The organism is Pseudomonas sp. S2_C11, from assembly GCF_054668395.1.
Genome location: NZ_CP162765.1, coordinates 925,957 through 951,423, shown reverse-complemented (window position 1 = coordinate 951,423; position 25,467 = coordinate 925,957). Strand labels below are relative to the sequence as shown.

Sequence of the window (25,467 nt, the reverse complement as noted above, 5' to 3'; positions counted from 1 at the left end):
TCAGGGCTGCACATCGAACAGCGTCGCGCCGCTCATCGGATCGAACGGTGCCGACCAGTGCTCGTGGGCAATCTTCCACGCCCCGCCGATTTGCCGGTAACAGGCGGTGACACGCATCCAGCAACTCTGGGTTTCGCCTTTGTCATTGGTGCCGCCGCAGTTGGCCACCCAATGGGCGAAAGCGATGTTGTCGGCACTTTCGATGGCGATTTCGTGGAACTCGAAGATGTGCGGGCCGGGGCACATTTCCATGCACTCGACCCAGTGCGCGCGGTAGGCCGCTTTGCCTTTGAATTGCAGGGCCTTGATCGCATCGAACGAGACGATGTCGTCGGCGTACAGGGCCATGACTTTCTCGACGTCCTTGGCCATTACCGCTTCGCGATAGGTGTTGATCAGAGTCTGGATCTCGCTTTGTGCGCTCATGGTGTTCTCCGTGGTTTTTGTTGTGAAGACACCCTTAGTCGTTTGCCCAATGCGCGGATCGACAGGGCAAACAAAAAAATTTCGCCGACGACAATCTCGCTAGAATCCGAGGCTCACTCTTTGTAGGAAAAAGGAAATTCCCGTGTCAGCCCAACTCGTGCCTTACGACAGCCTCAGCCCTTTGCAGCGCGAGCAAGTCGCGGCGATTGAAATCCACCCCGAGCAGATCAAATTCTCCGGCGACATCCACGGTGCCTTGCACACCCTGCTGTCGAAACCCGGCCCCGGCGTAAAGGGTTTTGCCCTGCTGGCGGACGACGTACCGGTAGCGTTTCTGCTGCTCAAGCGCCCGCCGGTGTTGCCCGACTGGGCCGACGAACACAGCGCCACGTTGCATGCCTTGCAGGTCGATCGCCGTGCACAGGGCATGGGTTATGGCAAGGCCTGCCTGCAAGCGCTGCCCGCTGTCGCCCGTGAAGCATGGCCGGAAATCAAAGGACTGGAATTGTCGGTGGACGCTGATAACGAGGCGGCGATTGCGCTGTACGCCAAGCATGGCTATGTCGACAGCGGCGAGGCGTACAAGGGCCGGATCGGTTACGAGCGGCGGATGGGGCTGTTCTTCTGAGTATCCCCTGATCGTTCCCACGCTCCGCGTGGGAACGCCTCTTTGTGACGTTCTGCGTCACGGTTTTGGGACGCGGAGCGTCCCCGGCTGCATTACCACGCGGAGCGTGGGAACGATCAGGCAGTTTCGATAGGTGTTGGCTTCAGAGGGTCAGGATCATCTCGTGCCACGCCATGCCGCCGTGGCCGGACTCCGACGGTTTGATGTAAGCAAAGCCAAACCCGGCGTACAACGCAATGTGTTGCTCTTTGCACATCAGATGAATTGTCGCTTTGTCCATCGCACGCATGCGCTCGATGAATTTGCCGAGCAGGCGCTTGGCCAGGCCCTGCCCTTGGTAATCCGGGTGCACCACCACCGACATGATCACCACGTTCGGCCCTTTCGGGTCGTGGCCGATCAGCTCCTTGAAGGCCTCGTCGGACATCTGCACGTCGAACGCCGCGCCGGAATTGATGAAACCGGCGACCACACCGTCCACCTCGGCGACGATGAAGCCGTCCGGCCAGGTGGCGATGCGCGTGGCGATCTTTTCGCGGGTAGCAGCTTCGTCGCCTTCATAGGCGTCGGTTTCGATGGCGTAGCAGCGGTCGAGGTCGGCGGCGCTGACGTTGCGGATCACGGTGTTCATGGCAGCTCAAAAATCTGTGGAAACAAGGCCCGCCAGCATAAAGCAGAACCACCGGGGCGGACATGCTCCGCCTCGATTGTTACACCGCTCAAGCCTTGATCGGCAGCCAGATTTCCAGGGTGCCGGTATTGAGCTTCGGATTGAAATCTTCGCTATAGCGCTCGAATTCCGGGGCATCCGCCGCTTCGTAAGCGGACTGCGGCAGCCAGGTGTTCCAGATTTACTGAAAGGTGTCGGGGAGTTGCGCCAGTGACCCCTTGTGCTCGAACACCGCATATTTCTGCGGCTGTATTTCAACCCAGCGGTACTTTTCCGGCAGGTCGTCGAGCTTGTCGATCTGCACCCCGGCGATGTATTCGAAACCGCCCTCGCCGTCCGCGTTGCAGCAAACGCCGTAGGTCACTTCATTGACTTGCGCGGGGATTTTTCCCAAGTGCGGGATCAGTTTTTCCCACAACGCGGGAATGTTGTCGGTGGTCTCCTGAGTGAATCGCCCGCCGAAACCGGCAATCAACAGAAATTGCCCGTGTTCGAAGCGCGGCCCAGCCAATTCGACGCGTGGTTGTTCATCCATGACGCGACTCCTCAGAACGCAAAAGTGGGTTCGGCTGGGAGTATAGAAAGCCCGATCCGTTTCGCACGTTTACAGCGCATGCAACTGCTCGACGGCGCCCGAGCCGACAAACTCGTTGTACCCGGAAACGATCACGTAGACCGCGAAATAGCAGAAGATCGCCGCCGATGCCAGATAGGAGTAGCGCAGCAGCTTGTCGCCCAGCAGTTTGCCGCCGTGGCTTGCCGCGAAGCACAGACCGGCCGACCACAGCAGCCCGGCGCAGAGAAAGCCGCCCAAAAACAGCGCCGAACTCAACGGACCACCGCCACCGGATCGAGCGATCAACGTGCCGCCGACCGCAGCAAACCAGAGAATCGCACTCGGCGACGACATCGCGAGAAAGATGCCGCGAACGAATTCCTTGCGATGGGAGTTCTGCCCCACTTCCGCGGTTTCCGCCAGCAGCGCTTCGTGGTGGATCGCCGAATAAATCATCTTCGCCGCGAAGTAGATCAGCAGCGCCGAACCGCCAATCCACAGCACCCAGCGCACGGTTTCGTACTGCAGCAAAACAGTCATGCCGGCCAAGGCCAGCACCGCGTAAATCAGGTCGCCGACGCAGGTGCCCAGGCCCAGGGCGAAGCCCTGAAAGTAGCCGCGCTGCATGGCCAGGGTGATCATCGCGATGTTGGCTACGCCGATATCCAGGCACAGCGAAAGGCTCAGCAAGAAGCCGCTGGTGAATTCCATTGACCGATTTTCCTTGAAAAAAATGTTTACAACCGCGCTGGACAGTATGCCATCACTGCACTTATCTTCCGCCACAGGTCACCGCAGTGACCAGCGTCGCTCGGACGGTTCCGGGCGCTTACGTTATCCGAGGCAACAATGGCCGAACAAGGTTCGCCGCGCCGCTTTGCGCGCATAGATCGACTCCCCCCTTACGTGTTCAACATCACCGCCGAGCTGAAGATGGCCGCTCGCCGCCGTGGTGAAGACATCATCGACCTGAGCATGGGTAATCCCGACGGCGCCACGCCGCCGCACATTGTCGAAAAACTCGTGCAGGTCGCCCAGCGTGAAGACACCCACGGTTACTCGACGTCCAAGGGCATTCCGCGCCTGCGCCGGGCGATTTCCAACTGGTACAAGCAGCGCTACGAAGTCGATATCGACCCGGAAAGCGAAGCCATTGTCACCATCGGTTCCAAGGAAGGCCTGGCGCATTTGATGCTGGCGACCCTGGACCAGGGCGACACCGTGCTGGTGCCGAACCCGAGCTATCCGATCCACATTTACGGCGCAGTGATTGCCGGCGCTCAGGTGCGTTCGGTGCCGCTGGTGCCGGGGGTGGACTTCTTCGATGAACTGGAACGTGCCATTCGCGGCTCGATCCCCAAGCCGAAAATGATGATCCTCGGTTTCCCGTCCAATCCGACCGCGCAGTGCGTGGAGCTGGATTTCTTCGAACGGGTGATCGCCCTCGCCAAGCAGTACGACGTTTTGGTCATCCACGATCTGGCTTACGCCGACATCGTCTACGACGGCTGGAAAGCCCCGTCGATCATGCAGGTGCCAGGGGCCAAGGACATTGCGGTGGAGTTTTTCACCCTGTCCAAGAGCTACAACATGGCCGGCTGGCGCATCGGTTTCATGGTCGGCAACCCAGAACTGGTCAGCGCCCTGGCGCGGATCAAGAGCTACCACGACTACGGCACCTTCACCCCGCTGCAAGTGGCGGCGATTGCCGCGCTGGAAGGCGATCAACAGTGCGTGCGCGACATCGCCGAGCAGTATCGTCAGCGGCGCAACGTGCTGGTCAAGGGCCTGCATGAGCTGGGCTGGATGGTCGAGAATCCGAAAGCGTCGATGTATGTCTGGGCGAAGATTCCCGAGGCGTATGCGCATCTGGGTTCGCTGGAGTTCGCCAAGAAACTGCTGGCCGAGGCCAAGGTCTGCGTCTCGCCGGGTGTTGGCTTTGGTGAGTACGGCGATGATCACGTGCGCTTCGCCCTGATCGAAAATCAGGACCGCATTCGTCAGGCCGTGCGCGGGATTCGCGGGATGTTCCGCGCGGATGGCTTCAATCCGAAATCTCCTGCCTGACACCTGCCCCCTGTGGGAGCGAGCCTGCTCGCGAAAGCGGTGGGTCAGTCAGCATATTGGCTGGCTGACCTGGCCCCTTCGCGAGCAGGCTCGCTCCCACATTGGTTTTGGGTGAACCACGAAATCCACCCACAAAAAAACCGCATCACTGCGGTTTTTTTGTGCCTGCAAACTGCCGCTTAAACGAACAGCGACAACAGCAGGATAAAGCCCAGGCCCACTACCGACAGAATGGTTTCCATCGCGGTCCAGGTCTTGAAGGTTTCGGCCACGGTCATGTTGAAGTACTGCTTGACCAGCCAGAAACCAGCGTCGTTGACGTGGGACAGAATCAGCGAACCGGCGCCGGTTGCCAGCACCAGCAGCTCACGGTTGACGCCCGGAATCATGCCGACAACCGGCACCACAATGCCGGCGCCAGTGATGGTCGCCACGGTCGCCGAACCGGTTGCGATACGGATCACCGCCGCCACCAGCCAGGCCAGCAAGATCGGCGAGATCTGCGCGCTGACCGCCATGTGGCCGATCACGTCACCCACGCCACTGGTCACCAGCATCTGCTTGAAGCCACCGCCCGCACCAATGATCAGAATGATCGCGGCGGTTGGCGCCAGGCTCGCGTCGAGCCACTTGAGCATCTGGTTGGAACCGATGCCCTGCTTGTAGCCAAAGGTGTACAGCGACAGCAGCAACGCCAGCAGCAATGCGGAGATCGGGTGGCCGATCATGTCCATCCAGATGCGGAAGAAGTTGCCGTCCGGCAGCGCTACGTCAGCGAAGGTTTTCAGCAGCATCAGGAACACCGGCAACAGCACGGTGACCAGAGTGATGCTGAAGCTCGGCAGGTTGGCCGAATCGTTTTCGCGGGCCAGTTGATCGACCAGCTCCTGATTCGGGTGGCCAGGAATGTGCTTGGCGATGAAGGTACCGAAGATCGGACCGGCAATGATGGCGGTCGGCAGCGCGACGATCAGACCGTAAAGAATGGTCTTGCCGATGTCAGCGCCGAACACGCCGATGGCCAGCAGCGGGCCTGGGTGCGGCGGTACCAGACCGTGCACCGCAGAGAGGCCGGCGAGCAGCGGGATACCGATCTTGATGATCGATACGCCAGTGCGACGCGCAACGATGAACACCAGTGGAATCAGCAGCACGAAGCCGATTTCGAAGAACAGCGGGATACCCACCAGGAACGCAGCGAACATCATCGCCCACTGCACCTTGTCCTTGCCGAAGGCGCGAATCAGGGTCTGGGCGATCTGATCGGCGCCGCCGGATTCGGCCATCATTTTGCCGAGCATGGTGCCCAGGGCGAGGATGATGCCGACGAAACCGAGCACGCCACCGAAGCCGTCCTGGAACGCCTTGATGATGGTGTTGATCGGCATGCCGGAAGTCAGGCCGAGGAAGGCGGCGGCGATGGTCAGGGCGATAAAAGGGTGAATCTTGAATTTGGTGATCAGGATAATCAGGCCGATTACCGTGACCACCGCATCGAGCAGCAGGAACGTCTCGTGGGACATGCCAAACATGGGGGGTGTCTCCTGGATTGTTGTTGTTATTAAAGCGGGTTGAACAGAAGTCGGGAGGACAGCGCTGTCTTTTTCAACATGCTCATATCGCCTGTTTCAGGCCGTTGGCCTGCCACCAGACGTGAGCCTGCAGGGCCAGCTCTTCGACGCTGTGAATCGAGGCATTGAGCGGCAGAGTCAGCGGCTCGCCCTTGGGCGATTCGAGGGTGGCGAACTGGCTTTCTATCAATGTCGCCGGCATGAAGTGGCCCGGGCGGTGCGATACACGCTCGGCGGCGACTTCCGGAGTCAATTCAAGAAACACGAAACCCAGGCCCGGCAAGGCACTGCGCAGACGTTCGCGGTAACTGTGTTTAAGGGCCGAGCAGGTCAACACCGGGCGCTGGCCTTGGGCATCGACGCGACGCAGTTCATCGCACAGGCTGTCGAGCCAGCCGGCGCGGTCTTCGTCGTTCAGGGGGATCCCCGCGCTCATCTTTTCGATGTTCGCGGCCGGATGGAAAGTATCGCCTTCAATGGCAGTGGCGCCGCTCAAATGGCACAGGGCCTGGCTGACGCACGTCTTGCCGCAACCGGCAACGCCCATGATGACCAGGGCGGTGATGGGATGACTCATATAACACCTCAGCGCGCAGACAGCGCTACCTTTGCTAGCTATGACTCTAGTGCACAGGCAGAAGTTGCCGACGCCTTCTTGTCGTTTTTTTGGGTTGCAGCAGGTTTGTTCCCGACGCCAAAGAGCACAGATCAGGCAGGACCGCGCTCACGCATTTGCAGCTGCATCAGGACAGCGCTACCTTAGTGCCTTGATTTTTGTTTGGCAAGCCGCCCGATGACCTCCCCCAAGAACGATAAAAATACCCGCACCACCGGCCGTCCGACCCTCAACGAAGTAGCCCGCCTGGCCGGCGTCAGCCCGATCACTGCCTCGCGCGCCTTGCGCGGGGTAAGCACGGTGGCCACCGAACTGGTGGAAAAAGTGCAGAAAGCTGCGCTTGAACTCAATTATGTAGTCAACCCCGCCGCCCGCGCACTGGCCTCGGCGCAGAGCCATTCGGTGGTGGTGCTGGTGCCGTCACTGTCCAACCTGCTGTTCATCGACACGCTGGAAGCCATTCATCGGGTGCTGACGCCCAAAGGCTTCGAAGTGCTCATCGGCAACTTCCACTATTCGCGCGATGAAGAAGAAAACCTGCTGCGCAATTACATGGCTTATCAGCCGCGCGGGTTTCTGCTGACCGGTTTTGATCGCACGGAAAGTTCGCGGCGGATGATCGAGGCCAGCAACATTCCTTGCGTGTACATGATGGAGCTGGACAGTGCAGCCGGAGTCAATTGCGTGGGTTTTTCACAATTGAGCGCGGGCGAAACTGCCGCCGAACATCTCCTGTCTCGTGGACGCAAGCGTCTGGCGTACATCGGCGCGCAGCTGGACCAGCGCACCCTGCTGCGCGGTGAGGGTTTCCGCAAAGCATTGCAGAAGGCATGCCGTTACGACCCGGATCTGGAAGTGCTGACACCGCGTGCTTCGTCGGTGGGCTTGGGCGGCGAGCTGTTCCTGCAATTGCTGGCGGCGCATCCGGACGTCGATGCGATCTTCTTTGGCAACGATGACCTGGCCCAGGGTGCGCTGCTGGAAGCGTTGCGCAATGGCATCAAAATTCCCGAGCAAGTGGCGATCCTCGGTTTCAACGACTTGCCGATGTCCGAACACATGGTGCCGCGCCTGAGCAGCATCAACACCCCGCGCGAGGCGATCGGCCGGCGCGCGGCGGAGCAGATGCTGACGTTGATGGCGGGTAACAAAGTGGCGCGGCCGGTGGAGGACATGGGGTTTGAGCTGAAGGTGCGCGAGAGTACCTGACCCTTCACAAATGCTGAGTTGCAACACAACCCTTGTGGGAGCGAGCTTGCTCGCGAAAGCGGTGGGTCAGTCAGCATTGATGCAGCTGACACGACGCCTTCGCGAGCAGGCTCGCTCCCACAGGGGATCTCTACCAAGTTCAATGGCTGAGCAGGTCAACCAACGCCTGCGCACCCTTCTGCAATGGCTGGCTCTTGAGCCACACCGCGTGCACCGGCAGCACCAGGCCATTTTCGATGTTGCGAAAATTCAGCCGTTTCAAGCGTCCCGCGTCCAGCCACGGCTGTACCACCGACAGCGGGAAATTACCCCAGCCCAATCCCGCTTCGACCATCTCCATTGCCGTCTCAAGATTGTCCGTACGCCAGTAAGACTCAGCCACCAACGGCCGCGTTTCGCTGATCGGCAAGTCACGGCTGGCGACGATGATCTGCCGCACCTGCACCAGATCTTCCAGATACACATCCCGTCCCTGCAACAACGGACTGTCCGCCGCCAGCGTGGCGATCATGCGTTCGCTGCCGACAAACTGAAACCGCTCCAGCGCATTCACGCTCAAACCGGCGAACGCCAGACACACGCTGACCCGGCCACTGTGCAACATCGCCAGCACATCATCCTGTGGCGCAGTCAGCACTTCGATATCGAGCAACGGATGCCGCTCGGCAATCACCTTGATCGCTGCCAGCAAGCGCCGCCGATCAATGTCCGCGACCACGCCGATCGACAACCTGCTTTCCAGCCCCAGCGACAGCTCCACCGCGTGCACCTGCAACTGCTTGAGCTGCTCGGCGATCAGTCGCGCGTGCGGCACTAACGACTGCGCCATCGCCGTGGGTTGCGGCTCGCGGTGGCTGCGGTCGAACAACGGGTAACCGAGTTCCGCTTCAAGATTGGCGATGCCCATGCTCACCGCGGAGGGCACCTTGCCCAACTGCCGCGCGGCGGCGGAAAACGAGCCGCGCTCAATCACCGCGAGAAATAATTCGATGCTGTCGCTGTTGAAATTCAAACGCCTCACCTATCAATAAAACTGAAAGCTACCGACTTTTTCTGTCAGGTCTATTGAAGCTATCTTTCGCCGCCTTCGCCAGCCCTGCTGGCCAACATTCGGCAAGAAAGAGGCAAATCTGCATGCAAGGCGTGAAACGCAAACTGGTCTACGTGTCGCTCTACGAAGTGATCGGCATGACCTTCTCGGCCCTTGGTTTGGCATTGCTGTCGGGCACGTCGCCGGGCAGCACCGGGCCGCTGGCGGTGATCATCACAAGCATCGCCGTGACCTGGAATTTCATCTACACCTCGTTGTTCGAGCGCTGGGAAAGTCGCCAGGTCTCGCGCACCCGCACGGTCAGACGGCGTATCGCCCACGCGGTCGGCTTTCAATTGACGCTGATCGTGTTCCTGATTCCGCTGATTGCGTGGTGGATGAACATCAGTCTGGTGCAGGCGTTCCTGCTTGATCTGGCGCTGATCATTTTCATCCCGTGCTACACCTTCGTATTCAACTGGCTGTTCGACCGCATCTTCGGCCTGCCGAACTCGGCGCTGCCGGATTCTGCCGCTGCGGCATAAATCGCTAATTCGTAAGCAGATATTGCGAGAAATCAGCGGTTTGACCGGGTAAACCGCTGGTATTCACAATCCGCCAACACCGATAGCAGGCTAAGCTTTTCCATCAATAAAAAATGGATCACCTTATGACTGCTCACACTCCCGCCGCCGCGCCCAGTGATGGCATCGACCCGGTACGCGCCGCCGAAATTTCCGCCCGCATCGATCGGCTGCCCGCTGTCGCCACCATCTGGCGCCTGGTGGCGCTGCTGTCGATCGGCGGATTTTTCGAACTCTACGATCTGTTCCAGACCGCCTACATCAGTCCCGGGCTGATTCGCGACGGCCTGTTCGCCACGGGTAAGCAAGGCGTGTTCGGTTTCTCCGATCAGGCGGCGTTTGCCTCGGCGACGTTCCTCGGCCTGTTCCTCGGCGCCAGCCTGCTCAGTCCGCTGGCGGATCGGTTCGGTCGCCGGGCGATTTTCACCTTCGCGCTGATCTGGTACACGGCGGCGACAGTGCTGATGGGGATTCAGACCTCGGCGCTGGGCATCATCGGCATGCGTTTTCTGGTCGGCATCGGCTTGGGTATCGAATTGGTGACGATCGATGCCTACCTCTCGGAACTGGTCCCTAAACGCATGCGCAGCTCGGCGTTCGCCTTTGCGTTTTTCGTGCAGTTCCTCTCAGTGCCGGCGGTGGCCTTGATGTCGTGGTGGCTGGTGCCGCAAGCGCCGTTCGGAGTGTCCGGCTGGCGTTGGGTGGTGCTGGCCAGCGCGGTGTTCGCGCTGTTTATCTGGTGGCTGCGCAAGCGTCTGCCGGAATCGCCGCGCTGGCTGGCGCAACACGGTCGCTTCGATGAGGCCAATCGGATCCTCGACCATCTCGAAGCGCGCTGCGCCAAGGATTACGGCAAAGCGCTGGATGCGCCGGAACCGGTGTTAGTCGATGTCGAAGGCAAGGGCCGTTTCGCCGATATCTGGCAGCCGCCCTACCGCCGCCGCGCGTTGATGCTGATCGTTTTTCATATCTTTCAGGCGATCGGTTTCTTCGGTTTCGGCAACTGGTTGCCGGCGCTGCTTTCGGGCCAAGGCGTGAGCATCACCCACAGTCTGATGTATGCGTTCATCATCACCCTCGCCTACCCGCTCGGGCCGTTGCTGCTTGTGAAGTTCGCCAACCGCTTCGAGAACAAATGGCAAATCGTCGGCTCGGCGCTCGGCGCGATGACCTTCGGCACGCTGTTCGCCCTGCAGACCAGCGCCTTCGGGCTGATTTTCTGCGGGGTGATGATCACCTTCTGCAACGCCTGGCTGAGCTTCAGTTATCACTCCTATCAAAGCGAGCTTTTCCCGACCAACATCCGCGCCCGCGCGGTCGGGTTCTGCTATTCGTTCAGTCGCTTGTCGACGGTGTTCAGCAGTCTGCTGATCGGCATGTTCCTGGATAACTTCGGCACGCCGGGGGTACTGGCGTTCATCGTCAGCAGCATGCTGATCGTGATGCTGACCATCGGCTGGTTCGGCCCGCGTACGCGTAATCTGGCGCTGGAGAACATTGCGCATCGCTGACGGCCAACACGGGACTCACCTGTGGGAGCGAGCCTGCTCGCGAAGGCGTCGTGTCAGAAAGGCATGTGCTGGCTGACATAACGCTTTCGCGAGCAGGCTCGCTCCCACATTGGTTATTGGTGACGTTGAAACAGCTCAGTTCAATTGCAGGGTTTCATTGAACTGGCTGATCGCATCCACCACATGCCGCGAGCCTTGCTGAATCTCGAGGATCACCTCACCCGCTTCGTTGGCCAGTTCCACGCCCAGCCCGGTTCGGCTCAGACTCGACTGCATGCTCGACACTGCGCTCAGCGACAGGTCGTGGTTCTTGCGCACCACGTCGACAATTTCCAGAGTGGCCTGACTGGTCCGCGCGGCGAGGCTGCGTACCTCATCGGCGACGACGGCAAAACCGCGTCCATGCTCACCGGCACGCGCGGCTTCGATCGCGGCGTTGAGCGCCAGCAAATTGGTCTGATCGGCAATGCCGCGAATGGTCTGGACGATGGTGCCGATGATGTCCGACTGTTTGCTGACCGCATCGATGCTCACCGCCGCTTCATTCAGATCGCGGGAAATGTCCTGAATGATCTGCACGGTCTGCTGCACCACCTGTGAACCTTTCTGCGCGCAGGCGTCGTTTTGCACCGAGGTACTGTGGGCCGATTCCGCAGCGTTCTGCAGAGTGGTCATTTGCCGAGTGATGTCGCTGGCGAACTTGACCACTTTGTACAAGCGGCCCTTGGCGTCGAACAGCGGGTTATACGAAGCCTCCAGATAAACCATCTGCCCGGATTTGTTCTTGCGCTCGAAACGGTGCGAGTGATATTCGCCGCGATTGAGCGAAGCCCAGAACGCCTTGTACTGCGCGGATTCGGCTTCGGCGCGGTGACAGAACAGGCTGTGGTGCTGGCCGACAATTTCTGGGTGCGCGTACTGCATGGTCTGCAAAAAGTTGTCGTTGGCGCGGATGACATTGCCTTCGGGGGTGAACTCGATCACCGCCATGGAACGGCCGATCGCCGCGAGCATGGCTTCTTCTTCATGTTCTTTGTTGATGCGTGCGGTGATGTCCGCCGCAACCTTGATCACACTTCTGACCTGTTTGTCGGGACCGAATACCGGCATGTAACTGGCTTCAAGCCAGATTTCCCGGCCACTCTTGTTCAGACGCAGGAAAGTACCGCTGAGCGGTTCACCACGGGCCAGGTCGCGCCACAACTTCGCGTAGTCCTCGCTGCGATAAAAGCTTTCTTCACAGAAAATCCGATGGTGTTTGCCGCGCACTTCTTCGGCGCTGTAGCCCATGGTCTTGCAGAAGTTCTCGTTGGCGTCGAGAACGATGCCGTCCGGAGTGAACTCGATCATCGCCATCGAGCGGCTGATCGCTTCGATTTTCGCGTTGGCCTCGGTCAGCGCACAGCTGAAGCGCTCGATTTCCCGCAGGTCAGCCTTGTGATGTAGGTTGAACATGGTTGTATCACCTTCCGCGCGTTCTTTTGATTTGATGAAAGTTCAGGTCTTTCAAGATCCACCACTACGTTCCACAGAACAGGCACACGCCTTCCTCCACGGGAGGAAGTTGTCAGGTAATAAATGATGATCAATCGGAGGGTCCCTGCAGCGACGCTCTGATCAAGACATCCTTTTCTTGATAGCCCGCACTCGGGCCAGCCCTAACGTGAAGAACTTCCATGTTGGTGACGCTCCTTGTTGGTTCAGTGTCGGTGCCTTTATTTGCGCACTCTGGCAGCATGAATCACGGACCAACCTGTGCCGTCGCCTGTTGGCATGACGGTCGACATGGTTAGTTACCTGCAAGCATAGCCAGCCGAACGCCGGGCGCAAGGCCACTAGTCGGCCAGTATCTGGCATTTTTTGCACAAGAAACGGTTCAGCGCGGGAAACAGTGTGGTGAAAACGGACGTTTTCGCCAGCGAGGCGGGAGCCCGTGAACCGGGCTTCCGCATAGTTTGATCAGTGGCCGAAAATATCGACCTTCTTGGCTTTCTTCTCCGCGCGTTTTTCAATCGCGGTCTTGGCCGGCTTCTTCTTCGCGGCTTTCTTTGAATCCATACCTTTGGACATGATCGGTACTCCACTCACAGGGGTGTGAGTTCAGGTATACACCTATCCCGAAGCGCGCGTTCTTTTATAATCGGCGCTTTTCGCAGCGACAGCCCGAACCATGTCTGACATCCACTACAGCCAGCTCGACGAATCGTTGTGGCCGCTGATGAACAAGTTCTACCGCAGCCACCAGTCGTCGATGAAAGCCGTGCGCGAGGCGCAGCTGTGGGTGGCAAGGCGCGGCGAGATCGTTGCGGCGCTGTGTCTGCGGCCGGTATCCGGTGGGCACTGGCTGACGGGGTTGTTTGTCGATCCGCAGTGTCGGGAACAAGGTGTCGCTGCGCAGTTGATTGCAGCGGCGGTTGCCCAGGTGGACGAGCCGGTGTGGCTGTTTTGCCATCCGGATTTGCGCGGGTTTTATGAGCGAAGCGGGTTCAGCTTCGATCCGCCGCTGCCGCAGGCGATGGCCGAGCGGTTGAGCCGGTATGCGCGGAGCAAGCCGATGATTGCGATGGGGCTCAATCCCGCAGATTTACGCTGAAACCCTGTGGGAGCGAGCCTGCTCGCGAATGCGGTGTGTCAGCGCCGAATTTGGTTCTGATACTCCGCGTTCGCGAGCAGGCTCGCTCCCACAGGGGTTGATGGTGTTCTGACAATCAGTCGTCAGCGTTGGGATCAAGATCCGGAAACAGCACTTCGGTAAAGCCGAACTTGCTGAAATCGGTAATCCGCGACGGATACAGCCGGCCGATCAGGTGATCGCATTCATGCTGCACCACCCGTGCATGAAACCCCGAGGCCACTCGCACGATCGGCTCGCCCTTGGGATCAAAGCCTTCGTAGCGAATCTGCTGATAGCGCTCCACCGCGCCGCGCAGGCCCGGCACCGACAGACAACCTTCGAAGCCCTCTTCCATCAACGGATTCAACGGCGTGATCAGCGGGTTGATCAGGATCGTCTGCGGCACTGCTTCAGCATCCGGGTAACGCTCGCTGTGTTCGAAGCCGAAGATCACCAGTTGCAGGTCGACTCCGATCTGCGGCGCCGCGAGGCCAACGCCGCCGACGCTTTCCATCGTCTGGAACATGTCATCGATCAGTTGCCAGAGCTCGGCGCTGTTGAACATTTCCGGTGGTACCGGCGCGGCGATGCGCAGCAGGCGCTCGTCACCCATTTTCAGAATTTCACGAATCATGGTCGCGCTTCATCAGTGTCCGGCTTGAGCGAATGATCGCGGCCCAGGCCCGAGACGTGTTGTTTGGGGGATTCGTCAGGCTCGCCAGGGGCTTTTTCGCCCTTTTCCTTGCCTTCGGCGGACATGTGCTCGATCACTGCATTCATCTCCGCGCCGAGCAACAGGACTGCGGAAGAAATGTAGAAATACAGCAAGAGCACGATGATCGCCCCGATGCTGCCATACATCGCGTTGTAGTTGGCGAAGGTCTTCACGTAGAAGGCAAATCCCAACGAGGCGAGGATCCACACCACCACGGCCAGCACCGAGCCTGGGGTGATGAAACGGAATTCCTGTTTGACGTCGGGCATCACGTAATAGATCAGCGCCACCGCGACCATCATCAGAATCACGATCACCGGCCAGCGGGCGATCGTCCACACCGTGACGATGAAGTATTCCAGCCCCACTTGTGCGGCAATCCAGCCCATCACCTGCGGCCCGAGCACCATCAGCGCAGCAGCGATCAGCAGCATGCCGGCGATGCCGACGGTGTAGACGATCGACAACGGGAAGCGCTTCCAGATCGGCCGGCCTTCGACCACGTCGTAGGCGGCATTCATTGCGCTCATCATCAGGCGCACGCCGGCGGACGCGGTGTACAGCGCGATCACGATACCGATGGACAGCAGGCCACCCTTGGATTGCTGCAACTGGTCGATCACCGGGTTGACCTGCTCCAGTGCCTGCGGTGGCAGCACCAGTTCAGATTGCAGACGCAGCCAGGAAAAGAAGTCCGGCAGGTGCAGGAAACCGATAAGGGCAATCAGGAAAAGAATGAACGGAAACAGCGAGAACAGCATCTGGTAAGCCAATGCCGAGGCATAGGTCGACATTTCGTCATCGACGAACTCAGTGACCGTGCGCACCATCACCCGGTGCAGGGGCAGACCTTTCATGTCCGGAAATATCATTCGCGTCTCCTTGCGCCGCAAAAGGTTGAAGTCGTGGCGACTCAGGGGCCGTTTTTTACCTCAAGGTAGCCTACTTGGCGATCCTTTGGCGGATGACCGCAGGGTTCTGATACAAAAACGGCCATCCTTGGATGGCCGCTCGTGTGATTCGTTCAAGGCTCGCTTACGCCTTGTCGACGCCTTTTTTCACAGCGTCCTTGGCGTTGCCAACCGCTTGCTGGGCTTCGCCTTTTTTCTCTTGAACCTTGCCTTCGGCGCGCAGCTTGTCGTTGTCAGTGACCTTGCCGACGCCTTGCTTGACGTTACCGACGGCTTCGTTGGCCATGCCTTTTACTTTATCGCCTGTGCTACTCATGGTGTTTCTCCGTGATGCATATAGGGAAGAAAAGTCATTACGTAACGATTGACCGGTGCGCTTTGCGCCGAGTTTCATTTATTTTGCCGGCATTTCGTCGTGGCGCGCAGGTTGCGCTTTATGTTTGCCGGCGTTGCCCCGAGAATGCTCAGCCTACGGGCGTCGCGCCCGGCACACCGATTCGCAGGAATGTCATGAAGCTCAATAAAACCCAGGCCATCGCCCGTCGCAACCAGGAACTGGGCGGCGCCGTGCTCGGCACCAACAACTGCCACTTCGCCGAACTGAACCGTAACCGCAATATCTGGTGGTTCGACCTGCCGGTGTCGCGCTTGGCCATCGGTCAGTACGAGTGGATTCACTTGCTGCTGCACACCCCGGCCACCGATGAGTTGCTGCACCTGAAAGTGCCAACGGTATTCCTGCGCGAAAAGCTCGAAGGGCTGGTGATTCGCAACGAAGGCAAGCGCAAGGCGGCGCTGAGCCTGGAATTGAGTGCGGACAAGGATTCTTATCTGCAGGACATGCGACCGGCGGGGACCAACGTGAATTTTGCGCCGTTTCGTCAGTAGGATTTGTGGCGTCAGCCCTTCCCCTCACCCTAGCCCTCTCCCCAGAGGGAGAGGGGACCGACCGGGTTGTTCTTACGGAATACGCCGACCTGAAATATCGAGCCGAACTCAGGTTCTGAAAAGCTTGAAGATCGGCTCCCTTCCCCCTCGCCCCCTTGGGGGAGAGGGTTGGGGTGAGGGGGTAGAATTTACCAGACGCTGCAAATCACCAATCTTTCCCAACAAAAAGCCCCGCATCTGCGGGGCTTTTTATTTACGCGGCAGACTTGGCCTTGATCTTCTTCAGTTCTTCATCCCGCAATTCGCGGCGCAGGATCTTGCCGACGTTGGTGGTCGGCAGCGCATCGCGGAATTCCACCGAGCGCGGCACCTTGTAGCCGGTGACGTTGGCGCGCATGTGGTCCATGACCTGCTCTTTGGTCAGGGTCACGCCCGGTTTGGCGACGATGAAAATCTTGATCGCCTCACCCGATTTCTCGTCCGGCACACCGATCGCCGCGCACTGCAACACGCCCGGCAAAGTCGCCAGCACATCTTCCAGTTCGTTCGGATAGACGTTGAAGCCAGACACCAGAATCATGTCTTTCTTGCGATCGACGATGCGCATGTAGCCGTCCGGCTGGATCAGCGCGATGTCACCGGTTTTCAACCAACCGTCGCTGTCGAGCATTTCATCGGTGGCTTCCTGACGCTGCCAGTAGCCCTTCATCACTTGCGGGCCTTTGACGCACAGCTCACCGATCTCGCCCAGCGGCTGCTCGACACCGGCATCGTCGATGACTTTGCACAGGGTCGACGGCACCGGAATGCCGATGGTGCCGATCTGGATGTGCTGGATCGGGTTGACCGTGGCCACCGGGCTGGTTTCGGTCATGCCGTAGCCTTCGCAGATGGCGCAACCGGTCACGGCTTTCCAGCGCTCGGCCGCCGCCAGTTGCAGGGCCATGCCGCCGGACAGGGTAACTTTCAGCGCGGAGAAATCCAGTTTGCGGAAACCTTCGTTGTTGCACAGCGCCACGAACAGCGTGTTCAGACCGACGAAACCGCTGAACTTCCACTTCGACAGTTCCTTGACCATCGCCGGCAGGTCGCGCGGGTTGCTGATCAGGATGTTGTGGTTGCCGATTAGCATCATCGCCATGCAATGAAAGGTGAACGCATAGATGTGATACAGCGGCAGCGGCGTGATCAGGATCTCGCAGCCTTCGTTGAGGTTGGAGCCCATCAGCGCCTTGCATTGCAGCATGTTGGCGACCAGGTTGCGGTGCGTGAGCATCGCGCCCTTGGCCACGCCGGTGGTGCCGCCGGTGTATTGCAGCACTGCGACATCGCCGCTGTCCGGATTGGCTTCGGCCACTGGCTGGCCGTGGCCCTTGCTCAGGACGTCGTTGAATTTGATGGCTTTGGGCAGGTGATAGGCCGGGACCATTTTCTTCACGTACTTGATGACGCTGTTGATCAGCAGGCGCTTGATTGGCGGCAGCAAGTCGGCGACTTCGGTGACGATGACGTGCTTGACGCCGGTCTTCGGCACCACGGCTTCGGCCAGGTGCGCCATGTTCGCCAGGCACACCAGCGCTTTGGCGCCGGAGTCGTTGAATTGGTGTTCCATTTCCCGCGCGGTGTACAGCGGGTTGGTGTTGACCACGATCAGCCCGGCGCGAATGGCACCGAAGACCGCGACCGGGTACTGCAGGACGTTGGGCAGTTGCACGGCGATTCGATCACCGGGCTGCAAGTCGGTATGCTGTTGCAGATACGCGGCAAAGGCACCGGACAGCTCGTACAGCTCACCGTAGGTGATTGTCTTGCCGAGGTTGCTGAAAGCCGGTTTGTTGGCGAAGCGTTGGCAGGATTGCTTCAACACTGCCTGAATGTTCGGATACTCGTCTGGATTGATCTCGGCTGCGATTCCAGCCGGGTACTTATCCTTCCAAAAGTCTTCGATCATGGAAGCCCACTCCTCAGCAACGCGAATTCTTCACCGCATTTGATGCGATTATTATTGGTGTGTGTTTTGTATTGGTGAATCCGGCGTTTTACAGGCCGAGAAGTCACAAAGCGCGCCGAGAGTAGCAGCTTTGCCAAGGGTCGACCAGAGCCAAAAGAGGCCCCTACAGTCATATTGATGACTCAAGACTTGCCAGCGGTCATTTTAGAGCAAAAATCCTATTACCCTGTGAAAGCCCGTAGTCATGGGGTGTAAAAGCAAAAGATCGCAGCCTTCGGCAGCTCCTGCATTTGGAATGCGTATCCTGTAGGAGCTGCCGAAGGCTGCGATCTTTTCGCTTGTAACCTTTATGCGATATCCCGCAACTCGCGCCGCAGAATTTTCCCTACAGGCGTCATCGGCAACGACTCACGCAACACGATGTGTTTCGGCACCTTGTAGGCCGTGAAATTCTCTTTGCAGTAAGCCTTCAGCTCTTCCAGGCTGACCCCGCTCTCCCGCGCTACCACAAACAGCTTCACCGCCTCTCCCGAACGCTCGTCCGGCACGCCGATGACCGCGCAGTTAGCGACTTTCGGGTGGGCCATGACCACGTCTTCGATTTCGTTGGGATAAACGTTGAAGCCGGAGACGATGATCATGTCCTTCTTGCGATCGACGATGCGCACAAAACCGTCCGGGTCGATCACGGCGATATCGCCGGACTTGAACCAGCCCTCGGCGTCCAGCACTTCGGCGGTGGCTTCGGGTTTGTTCCAGTAGCCCTTCATGATCTGCGGGCCTTTGATGCACAGCTCGCCGCGTTCGCCCAGTGGCTGTTCGACGCCGTCATCGTTGATGATTTTCACCAGCGTGCCCGGCACCGGCAGGCCGACAGTGCCCAGGCGCGACTGGTCGCCGTAGGGGTTGGTGCAGGCCACTGGCGAGGTTTCGGTCAGGCCGTAGCCTTCGGTGATACGGCAACCGGTCATCTGCTCCCAGCGCTCGGCGGTGGCCTTGACCAGCGCGGTGCCGCCGGAGTTGGTCAGCTTCAGGCTGGAGAAGTCCAGGGTCTTGAAATCGGGATGATCCATCAGCGCAACGAACAAGGTGTTCAAACCCAGTAGCGCAGAGAAGCGCCAGCTTTTCAGTTCCTTGATGAAGCCGGCGATGTCGCGCGGATTGGAGATCAACACGTTGTGGTTGCCCGACACCATCATGCACATGCAATTCGCGGTGAAGGCATAGATGTGGTACAGCGGCAGCGGCGCGATCATCACCTCCTGGCCTTCGCGCAACAGCGGCTGACCATCCGGGCCGAGCTGAGCCAGACAGGCGCGCACCTGCTGCATGTTCGCCACCAGATTGCCGTGGGTGAGCATCGCGCCCTTGGCCAGGCCGGTGGTGCCGCCGGTGTATTGCAGCACGGCGATGTCATCGAGGCCGACGTTCAGCGGCTTGATGCCCAGACCACGCCCCATGCGCAGCGCACTTTTGAACGAAGTGGCTTGCGGCAGCGAATACTCGGGAACCAGTTTCTTCACTTTGCTGACCACGGTGTTGACCAGCCAGCCTTTGGCGGTGGGCATCAGGTCGCCCATCTTCGCTTCGATCAAATATTGGATGTCGGTGTCGGGCAGCACTTCCTGGACTTTCTGTCCGAACAGATTCAGGTAGACCAGCGCGCGTGCGCCGGAATCCTTGAACTGGTGGCGCATCTCGCGCGGCGTATACAACGGGTTGGTGTTGACCACGATCAGCCCGGCGCGCAGCGCGCCGAACACGGCAATCGGATAATGCAGGACGTTGGGCATCTGCACCGCAATGCGATCCCCCGGCACCAGATCGGTATGGGCCTGCAGGTAACCGGCGAACGCCGCACTCTGGCGTTCGAGTTCGGCGTAGGTCAGGGTGATGCCCATGCTGCTGAACGCCGGGCGGTCAGCGAACTTCTTGCAGGAACGCTCAAACACTTCGATGACCGACTTGAACTCGCCCATGTCGATGTCCAGCGGTACGCCGGCCGGGCGTTTGTCATTCCAGAAATCAGGTTGCATTGTTCTTGTCCTCTTTACCTGAGCCGATCCGGGAGCCGCTTTCTGTCGTTTCTGCTTCGTCCATGGAAGGCGAAAAGCACAAAGCGGAGCTTCACGGACACTAGCAGCTATGGCCATTGAGGCAAATATGACGCAAGCCCTCATTGATCCCGTGAATCTTCCTGCCGTGGCGTGAGCTGATCAGACGCGCTATACACTGTGGCGATGCTGAGCAAAGGAATCGCCATGACCCACGACACCTTCTGGCTGGACGCGAGTGACCGCAGCCGCCTGTACGTCAACCGCTGGCTACCGGCCACGCCATTGAAAGCGGTGATTCTGCTGGCCCATGGCATGGCCGAACACAGCGCTCGCTACACGCGGCTCGCTGACACGTTTTGCGACAAAGACTATGGCGTCTACGCCCCGGATCTGCGCGGCCATGGTCGTACCGCCGACAACGGCACCCTCGGCCATTTCGCCGATGACGATGGCTGGTGCAAGGTGGTTGGCGATCTGGCCAGTCTCAACCAGCATATCGGCCAGCAACATCCCGGCGTGCCGATTATCCTGCTCGGCCACAGCATGGGCAGCTACATCGCCCAGGGCTATTTGTTGCACCACAGCGCCAGTCTGCACGGGGCGATTCTCAGCGGCTCGAATTATCAGCCAGTGACCCTCTATCGCATGGCTCGACAGATTGCCCGGCTGGAAAAACTGCGCCAGGGCGGCAAGGGCCGCAGTGCGTTGATCGAGTGGCTGTCGTTCGGCTCGTTCAACAATAAATTCAAACCGGTGCGCACCCGTTTCGACTGGCTGAGCCGTGATCCGGCCGAAGTCGACAAGTACGCCGCCGACCCGTTATGCGGCTTTCGCTGCACCAATCAGCTGTGGGTCGACCTGCTCGGCGGGTTGCAGCAAATCAGCAAAGCGTCCAATCTCGCGCAGATCGATCCGGGCCTGCCGCTGCTGGTGATTGGTGGCGAATGTGATCCGGTGAGCGAGGGCAAGCGTCTGACAGATCTGGCCAATGCCTTGCGCAGGGCCGGCAGCCAGCACCTGCAACTGAAGATCTACCCGCAGGCCCGGCACGAATTGTTCAATGAAAGTAATCGCGACGAAGTGACCACCGATGTGCTCGCCTGGATCGACCAAGCCCTGAGCCACCGGCGCCCGCAGCGCAGCGAATAATTTTTTGTGGATTGACTGAAATCCGTCACAGGAATCGAAACCGATGACCCAGGTTACCAACATCCCTTACGAAGCCCTCGAAGTCGGCCAGACCGCCAGCTACAGCAAGACTGTCGAAGAGCGCGACATTCAGCTGTTCGCCGCGATGTCAGGCGACCACAACCCGGTGCATCTGGACGCCGAGTTTGCCGCCGCCAGCATGTTCAAGGAACGCATCGCCCACGGCATGTTCAGCGGTGCGCTGATCAGCGCCGCCGTTGCATGCGAATTGCCTGGGCCGGGCACCATTTATATCGGTCAGCAGATGAGCTTTCAGAAGCCGGTGAAGATCGGCGACACGCTGACAGTGCGCCTGGAGATTCTGGAGAAACTGCCGAAATTCCGCGTGCGCATTGCCACTCGCGTATTCAATCAACGTGATGAGTTGGTGGTGGATGGTGAAGCGGAGATTCTCGCGCCGCGCAAACAGCAGACGGTGACGTTGCCGACATTGCCGGCGATCAGTATCGGCTGATGGATTGTAGGGTGTCAGGTAGATTGCTGCCCCCTCACCCCAACCCTCTCCCCCACTGGGGCGAGGGGGAAAGGGAGCCGATTTCCTGGCTTTCCAAATCCTGAGTTCGACTGGATATTTCACATCGCTGTAACTTTCAAGAACACCTCGGTCAGTCCCCTCTCCCCTCCGGGCGGTCCGACGTTTCGGGAGGGCTAGGGTGAGGGGCTTTTCGCCAGGCACAAAAAAACGCCAGACAAGCTGGCGTTTTTTTTCAGCCGACTAACTCTTACGAGCTCGCACGAGCCTGATTACGCAGGGCTTTCACCTGGTCGTGGTTGCGTTGTACGCCGTGGTACTGACGCTCAACCAGGTCACGAATACCCACCAGATTGTGCTTGGTGATTTTTTCCAGCGCTTCTTTGTAAGCCTTCAGGGCATGGTCTTCACCGCGCTCGGCTTCGTTCAGCACAGCCTCTTCGTCTTTGCCGGTGAACATGGCTTTCACGTCGACCCAGCGACGGTGCAGGTCACCGCTCACGCTGGTGGAAGTTTCCGGATCGCCGCCCAGCGAACGAACGGCCGCTTGCAGCTCAGCTGCGGCAGCGGCGCAATCAGCGGAGCGAGTCACGAACAGGGTTTTCAGTTCTGGGTGCTTGATGTCTTCAGCGCAAGTCTTGAACCCTTCCTGACCGTCCTTGCAGGTTTCAATCAGGTCGTTGAGTACAGAAATGGCTTCTTTATTCATGTCGGTCATTTTTCAATTCCTTGCGATGGGTTGAAGATGCAAGGGATATTGCAGTGTGCGTGCCAGCTTTTTAATCGAATAAAAAACCTTTACTTTCAACAACTTACAAAAGATTGAACCATCTGCATGCTGGTTTTTTGCATGATCTGTCATTTGGCCTGCATGCAGAATGCCTGTATTTTCCAGGCTGTGATGTGAATCGATTGAAGCGTGCTGATGAATCCGGAAAAACTCGAACTACTGATCACCCGCGAAATGCCCTTCGGCAAGTACAAAGGGCGGATCATTGCCGACCTGCCTGGCCCCTATCTGAACTGGTTTGCCCGTGAAGGCTTTCCCCACGGTGAACTCGGTGGCCTGCTGGCGCTGATGCAGGAGATTGACCATAACGGCCTGTCCGACCTGCTCGAGCCGCTGCGCGCCAAACACGGCAAACCCGCCCCGCGCCACTGACGCGCCCTTCCCTCTTGAGCCTTGCCGACCATGCCTGACAACACCCGCCGCGCCCGTGACGAAGCCTTCTGGCAAACCTTTGCCGACCGATACGATGTGCAGCCCGGCCCGGTCAACCTGGAAAACGGTTACTTCGGGCGCATGTCGCGCACAGTGATCGAGGAATACCAGCGCAACATCGAGCTGATCAACACCAGCAACTCGATTTATGCACGCCAGCGCTTTGAACAGCACGACAACCTTGAGATCCGCGCGCAACTGGCCGAACTGATTGGCGTGCGCGCGCAAAGCGTGGCCCTGACCCGCAATGCCACCGAAGGCCTGCAATCGCTGATCCGCAATTACAATCGTCTGCAACCGGGTGATCAGGTACTGATCTGCGACCTCGAGTACGACACGGTCAAGGGCGCCATGCGCTGGCTGGCGAAGCAGCGTGGCGTGGAGGTCATCGAAATTGCCCACCACCATCCCGCCAGTTTCGACAGCCTGCTGGAAAGCTACCGCGAGGCTTTCGTCAGCCATCCAAAACTCAAACTGATGGCCCTGACCCACGTCACCCATCGCACCGGTCTGGTCATGCCGGTGCAGGCCATCGCTGCATTGGCCAAAGAGCATGGCGTCGACATCATCCTCGACGGTGCCCACGCCCTCGGCCAGATTGAATTCGACCTGCAAGCGTTGGGCATCGCTTTCGCCGGTTACAACCTGCACAAATGGATCGGCGCACCGCTGACCCTTGGCTTCATCTATATCGCCCCGCAGCGTCTCGCCGACATCGATCCGGACATGGGCGAGATGCATTACCCGGTCAGCGATATTCGCGCGCGGACCTCGTACAGCACGCCGAACATCCCGGCACTGATGACCTTGCCGCTGGTGTTCGAAGAGCACGACGCCCTCGGCGGCGCCGCAGCCAAAAGCCCACGCCTGAGTTACCTGCGCAACCTGTGGGTCAGCCGGGTCCGGCACCTGCCGGGCATCGAGGTGCTGACGCCGGACGACCCGCAACTGTATTGCGGGATCACCGCGCTGCGCTTCACCCGGCATGCCGATCAGCAGGCCATGGCCGAGCGTCTGCTCAGAGAGTTCAACCTGTTCACCGTGGTGCGCACCGGCGCCGCGTGCGGGCCGTGCATTCGCATTACCCCGGGGCTGACCACCACGGCTGGCGAGATGGAGCAGCTGGTTCGGGCGCTGGACCAACTGCGCTAGAACGGCGCTCCGGAGTTTTTTTCGTAGCCTTCCAGGCCAAGCTGCGACGACACGGCGAAGGTGTCGATGCCGAGGGTCTGGCAGGCGAAAGCACCGTCTTCAAGATCCGCGCCGGCGATCGGCTGCAATACCAACCGCAAGGCGTCCTCGGCGGCACCTTCACAGCCGCAGCGACCGGGCAGGTGCAAGGTGCCGGCCCAGGCTTCGTGGTGAGCTTGCGCTCCTGCTTCGTCGCCGGGAATGAATACGTTCAGCTTCAGGCAAGCAGCGCCGCGCGCCGGCCGATCCGGATAGACACTGGTGAAACGGACGATGCCATGGCTGTCGGTCGATTGACTGCCGCCCAGGCTGGTGTCGCCATCGACACGCTGTTGAATGCGCACCAGCGCGCCGATGACCGGCTCGCTGGTCATCGCATCGACCAGCGACAGACGCAGGACCAGCGGCAAGCCTTGGACACCTTGGCTGATATTGCGCACTTGAGATTCAGCTGCGGGCCGGCCGAGGGGAAGTTGCTTCGGTTGATAACGGGATTGTGGCGTAAGGGTCAGAGACTGAAGGTCGTCCATGAGGCGTTCTCTCTTCCATAAGATGGACGCAGATTAACCCCGTGAAAAAGTCAGCGTGCAGTAACTATGTATCGCCGCATGTATCGGCAGTTTTTTCAGCGCAAAAAAAGGTGCGCCGACCAAGCGCACCATAAAGCCGTAAAGCACACAACGAAGTGTCGGGTAACGATCAGTCCAGCAGCGCCAAGGCTTCGGCAGTGCATTCCTGAATGCGGGACCAGTCGCCGTTCTTGATCCACTCCGGATCAAGCATCCAGCTACCGCCCACGCACATGACGTTTTTCAGCGCCATGTAGCTCTTGATATTGGCCGGGCCGACGCCGCCAGTCGGGCAGAATTTCACTTCGCCGAACGGGCCGCCGAGGGCCTTGATTGCCGCCACGCCACCGCTGACTTCCGCCGGGAACAGCTTGAAGCGGCGATAGCCCAGACCGTAGCCTTCCATGATCCCCGAGGCGTTGCTGATGCCCGGCAACAGCGGAATCGGGCTGTCGACGCTGGCTTCGAGCAGGTCGCGGGTGATGCCCGGGGTGACGATGAACTGCGAGCCTGCCGCTTCCGCCGCTGCGAGCATGTTGCGGTCGAGCACGGTGCCGGCACCGGTCATCAGTTCCGGGCGCTGTTCGCGCAGGATCTGAATGGCCTTGAGGCCGAACTGCGAACGCAGGGTCACTTCCAGCGCAGTCAGGCCACCGGCGGCGAGGGCGTCGGCCAGCGGCAGCACGTCCTGTTCGCGAGCGATGGTGATCACCGGCAGGATCCGCGCCTTGGCGCAGAGACTGTCGATCAGGGCAACTTTGTCCGCCATGGAAACGGTCGGGGATGGGGTTGTCATAGCG

General features: G+C 59.4%; 25 protein-coding genes and 3 pseudogenes. 11 read left to right on the top strand and 17 right to left on the bottom strand.

The window, feature by feature from the left end; genetic code table 11:
• Nucleotides 1-426, bottom strand: coding sequence for a YybH family protein (locus AB4N48_RS04425; RefSeq protein WP_056788004.1), 426 nt, complete (start codon nucleotides 424-426; stop codon nucleotides 1-3).
• Nucleotides 427-568: 142 nt separating this feature from the next.
• Between AB4N48_RS04425 and AB4N48_RS04420 the strand changes: the two genes are divergently transcribed.
• Nucleotides 569-1,054 carry a GNAT family N-acetyltransferase gene (locus AB4N48_RS04420; RefSeq protein ID WP_150741967.1) on the top strand — a complete coding sequence of 162 codons (486 nt, stop codon included), beginning with the start codon at nucleotides 569-571 and terminating at the stop codon, nucleotides 1,052-1,054.
• Nucleotides 1,055-1,196: 142 nt separating this feature from the next.
• Here the strand turns inward: AB4N48_RS04420 and AB4N48_RS04415 are convergent, their stop codons facing one another.
• From AB4N48_RS04415 to AB4N48_RS04405, 3 genes and pseudogenes are all read right to left on the bottom strand, one after another.
• Entirely contained in the window at nucleotides 1,197-1,685 is a 489-nt protein-coding gene (locus tag AB4N48_RS04415; RefSeq protein WP_460094862.1) for a GNAT family N-acetyltransferase, read from the bottom strand.
• An 88-nt stretch (nucleotides 1,686-1,773) separates the two neighbouring features.
• Nucleotides 1,774-2,259: pseudogene (locus AB4N48_RS04410) on the bottom strand (GyrI-like domain-containing protein).
• 69 nt (nucleotides 2,260-2,328) lie between these two features.
• Entirely contained in the window at nucleotides 2,329-2,991 is a 663-nt protein-coding gene (locus AB4N48_RS04405) for a LysE family translocator (protein ID WP_460094861.1), read from the bottom strand.
• 138 nt (nucleotides 2,992-3,129) lie between these two features.
• On the opposite strand from AB4N48_RS04405, the gene alaC reads away from it, so the two are divergent.
• Complete coding sequence (gene alaC / locus AB4N48_RS04400; RefSeq protein ID WP_056787993.1) at nucleotides 3,130-4,347, top strand: alanine transaminase; 1,218 nt, start codon at nucleotides 3,130-3,132, stop codon at nucleotides 4,345-4,347.
• Between the two features lie 179 nt (nucleotides 4,348-4,526).
• On the opposite strand, the gene AB4N48_RS04395 is transcribed toward alaC, so the two are convergent.
• Nucleotides 4,527-5,879: a GntP family permease gene (locus AB4N48_RS04395; protein WP_016773551.1), complete on the bottom strand. Its 1,353-nt coding sequence runs from the start codon at nucleotides 5,877-5,879 to the stop codon at nucleotides 4,527-4,529.
• Between the two features lie 82 nt (nucleotides 5,880-5,961).
• Entirely contained in the window at nucleotides 5,962-6,495 is a 534-nt protein-coding gene (locus AB4N48_RS04390; RefSeq protein WP_041479197.1) for a gluconokinase, read from the bottom strand.
• A gap of 216 nt (nucleotides 6,496-6,711) precedes the next feature.
• Between AB4N48_RS04390 and gntR the strand changes: the two genes are divergently transcribed.
• Nucleotides 6,712-7,743: an HTH-type transcriptional regulator GntR gene (gntR, locus tag AB4N48_RS04385; RefSeq protein ID WP_460094860.1), complete on the top strand. Its 1,032-nt coding sequence runs from the start codon at nucleotides 6,712-6,714 to the stop codon at nucleotides 7,741-7,743.
• A gap of 139 nt (nucleotides 7,744-7,882) precedes the next feature.
• Here the strand turns inward: gntR and AB4N48_RS04380 are convergent, their stop codons facing one another.
• Complete coding sequence (locus AB4N48_RS04380; protein WP_076563909.1) at nucleotides 7,883-8,755, bottom strand: LysR family transcriptional regulator; 873 nt, start codon at nucleotides 8,753-8,755, stop codon at nucleotides 7,883-7,885.
• Nucleotides 8,756-8,877: 122 nt separating this feature from the next.
• Here AB4N48_RS04380 and AB4N48_RS04375 point away from each other — a divergent pair, with 122 nt between their 5' ends.
• Together AB4N48_RS04375 and AB4N48_RS04370 are read left to right on the top strand one after the other, a co-directional pair.
• On the top strand, nucleotides 8,878-9,318 hold the full coding sequence (locus tag AB4N48_RS04375) for a PACE efflux transporter (RefSeq protein WP_122691401.1): 441 nt from the start codon (nucleotides 8,878-8,880) through the stop codon (nucleotides 9,316-9,318).
• 125 nt (nucleotides 9,319-9,443) lie between these two features.
• Nucleotides 9,444-10,868: an MFS transporter gene (locus tag AB4N48_RS04370; protein ID WP_460094858.1), complete on the top strand. Its 1,425-nt coding sequence runs from the start codon at nucleotides 9,444-9,446 to the stop codon at nucleotides 10,866-10,868.
• Between the two features lie 135 nt (nucleotides 10,869-11,003).
• On the opposite strand, the pseudogene AB4N48_RS04365 reads toward AB4N48_RS04370, so the two are convergent.
• Nucleotides 11,004-11,429, bottom strand: a pseudogene (locus AB4N48_RS04365) (methyl-accepting chemotaxis protein); the annotation flags it as partial.
• 168 nt (nucleotides 11,430-11,597) lie between these two features.
• Nucleotides 11,598-12,218: pseudogene (locus AB4N48_RS04360) on the bottom strand (PAS domain-containing protein); the annotation flags it as partial.
• An 820-nt stretch (nucleotides 12,219-13,038) separates the two neighbouring features.
• On the opposite strand from AB4N48_RS04360, the gene AB4N48_RS04355 reads away from it, so the two are divergent.
• Nucleotides 13,039-13,461, top strand: a complete 423-nt coding sequence (locus AB4N48_RS04355) for a GNAT family N-acetyltransferase (RefSeq protein WP_375122568.1) — start codon at nucleotides 13,039-13,041, stop codon at nucleotides 13,459-13,461.
• Between the two features lie 115 nt (nucleotides 13,462-13,576).
• On the opposite strand, the gene def is transcribed toward AB4N48_RS04355, so the two are convergent.
• The 3 genes from def to AB4N48_RS04340 all read right to left on the bottom strand — a co-directional run bounded on the left by def (nucleotide 13,577) and on the right by AB4N48_RS04340 (nucleotide 15,424).
• Nucleotides 13,577-14,116: a peptide deformylase gene (def, locus tag AB4N48_RS04350; RefSeq protein ID WP_076563914.1), complete on the bottom strand. Its 540-nt coding sequence runs from the start codon at nucleotides 14,114-14,116 to the stop codon at nucleotides 13,577-13,579.
• Entirely contained in the window at nucleotides 14,113-15,069 is a 957-nt protein-coding gene (locus AB4N48_RS04345; protein WP_041479188.1) for a YihY/virulence factor BrkB family protein, read from the bottom strand. The genes def and AB4N48_RS04345 overlap by 4 nt, the downstream gene beginning before the upstream one ends.
• Before the next feature lie 163 nt (nucleotides 15,070-15,232).
• On the bottom strand, nucleotides 15,233-15,424 hold the full coding sequence (locus tag AB4N48_RS04340) for a CsbD family protein (protein WP_041479186.1): 192 nt from the start codon (nucleotides 15,422-15,424) through the stop codon (nucleotides 15,233-15,235).
• A gap of 194 nt (nucleotides 15,425-15,618) precedes the next feature.
• Between AB4N48_RS04340 and AB4N48_RS04335 the strand changes: the two genes are divergently transcribed.
• Entirely contained in the window at nucleotides 15,619-15,996 is a 378-nt protein-coding gene (locus AB4N48_RS04335; protein WP_016775519.1) for a hypothetical protein, read from the top strand.
• A gap of 253 nt (nucleotides 15,997-16,249) precedes the next feature.
• Here the strand turns inward: AB4N48_RS04335 and fadD1 are convergent, their stop codons facing one another.
• Both fadD1 and fadD2 read right to left on the bottom strand, forming a co-directional pair.
• The gene (gene fadD1, locus AB4N48_RS04330; protein ID WP_024014053.1) at nucleotides 16,250-17,947 is read right to left on the bottom strand and encodes a long-chain-fatty-acid--CoA ligase FadD1; all 1,698 of its coding nucleotides are present in this window, start codon (nucleotides 17,945-17,947) and stop codon (nucleotides 16,250-16,252) included.
• A gap of 347 nt (nucleotides 17,948-18,294) precedes the next feature.
• Nucleotides 18,295-19,983 (bottom strand): long-chain-fatty-acid--CoA ligase FadD2, encoded by a 1,689-nt coding sequence (gene fadD2 / locus AB4N48_RS04325; protein WP_460094856.1) that lies wholly within the window; start codon nucleotides 19,981-19,983, stop codon nucleotides 18,295-18,297.
• Between the two features lie 225 nt (nucleotides 19,984-20,208).
• Here fadD2 and AB4N48_RS04320 point away from each other — a divergent pair, with 225 nt between their 5' ends.
• Together AB4N48_RS04320 and AB4N48_RS04315 are read left to right on the top strand one after the other, a co-directional pair.
• Nucleotides 20,209-21,153 (top strand): alpha/beta hydrolase, encoded by a 945-nt coding sequence (locus AB4N48_RS04320; protein ID WP_460094855.1) that lies wholly within the window; start codon nucleotides 20,209-20,211, stop codon nucleotides 21,151-21,153.
• 43 nt (nucleotides 21,154-21,196) lie between these two features.
• Nucleotides 21,197-21,667 (top strand): MaoC family dehydratase, encoded by a 471-nt coding sequence (locus AB4N48_RS04315; RefSeq protein WP_003227420.1) that lies wholly within the window; start codon nucleotides 21,197-21,199, stop codon nucleotides 21,665-21,667.
• Nucleotides 21,668-21,935: 268 nt separating this feature from the next.
• Here the strand turns inward: AB4N48_RS04315 and AB4N48_RS04310 are convergent, their stop codons facing one another.
• Complete coding sequence (locus AB4N48_RS04310; protein WP_252882552.1) at nucleotides 21,936-22,403, bottom strand: PA2169 family four-helix-bundle protein; 468 nt, start codon at nucleotides 22,401-22,403, stop codon at nucleotides 21,936-21,938.
• Between the two features lie 207 nt (nucleotides 22,404-22,610).
• On the opposite strand from AB4N48_RS04310, the gene AB4N48_RS04305 reads away from it, so the two are divergent.
• Entirely contained in the window at nucleotides 22,611-22,847 is a 237-nt protein-coding gene (locus tag AB4N48_RS04305; protein WP_003227425.1) for a DUF3820 family protein, read from the top strand.
• 30 nt (nucleotides 22,848-22,877) lie between these two features.
• Nucleotides 22,878-24,059 (top strand): aminotransferase class V-fold PLP-dependent enzyme, encoded by a 1,182-nt coding sequence (locus AB4N48_RS04300; protein ID WP_150741959.1) that lies wholly within the window; start codon nucleotides 22,878-22,880, stop codon nucleotides 24,057-24,059.
• Here the strand turns inward: AB4N48_RS04300 and AB4N48_RS04295 are convergent.
• Together AB4N48_RS04295 and AB4N48_RS04290 are read right to left on the bottom strand one after the other, a co-directional pair.
• Nucleotides 24,056-24,628 carry a peptidase associated/transthyretin-like domain-containing protein gene (locus tag AB4N48_RS04295; RefSeq protein WP_457262279.1) on the bottom strand — a complete coding sequence of 191 codons (573 nt, stop codon included), beginning with the start codon at nucleotides 24,626-24,628 and terminating at the stop codon, nucleotides 24,056-24,058. The genes AB4N48_RS04300 and AB4N48_RS04295 overlap by 4 nt on opposite strands.
• Nucleotides 24,629-24,797: 169 nt before the next feature.
• Nucleotides 24,798-25,463, bottom strand: a complete 666-nt coding sequence (locus AB4N48_RS04290) for a bifunctional 4-hydroxy-2-oxoglutarate aldolase/2-dehydro-3-deoxy-phosphogluconate aldolase (RefSeq protein ID WP_056787965.1) — start codon at nucleotides 25,461-25,463, stop codon at nucleotides 24,798-24,800.
• Nucleotides 25,464-25,467 lie beyond the last annotated feature (4 nt).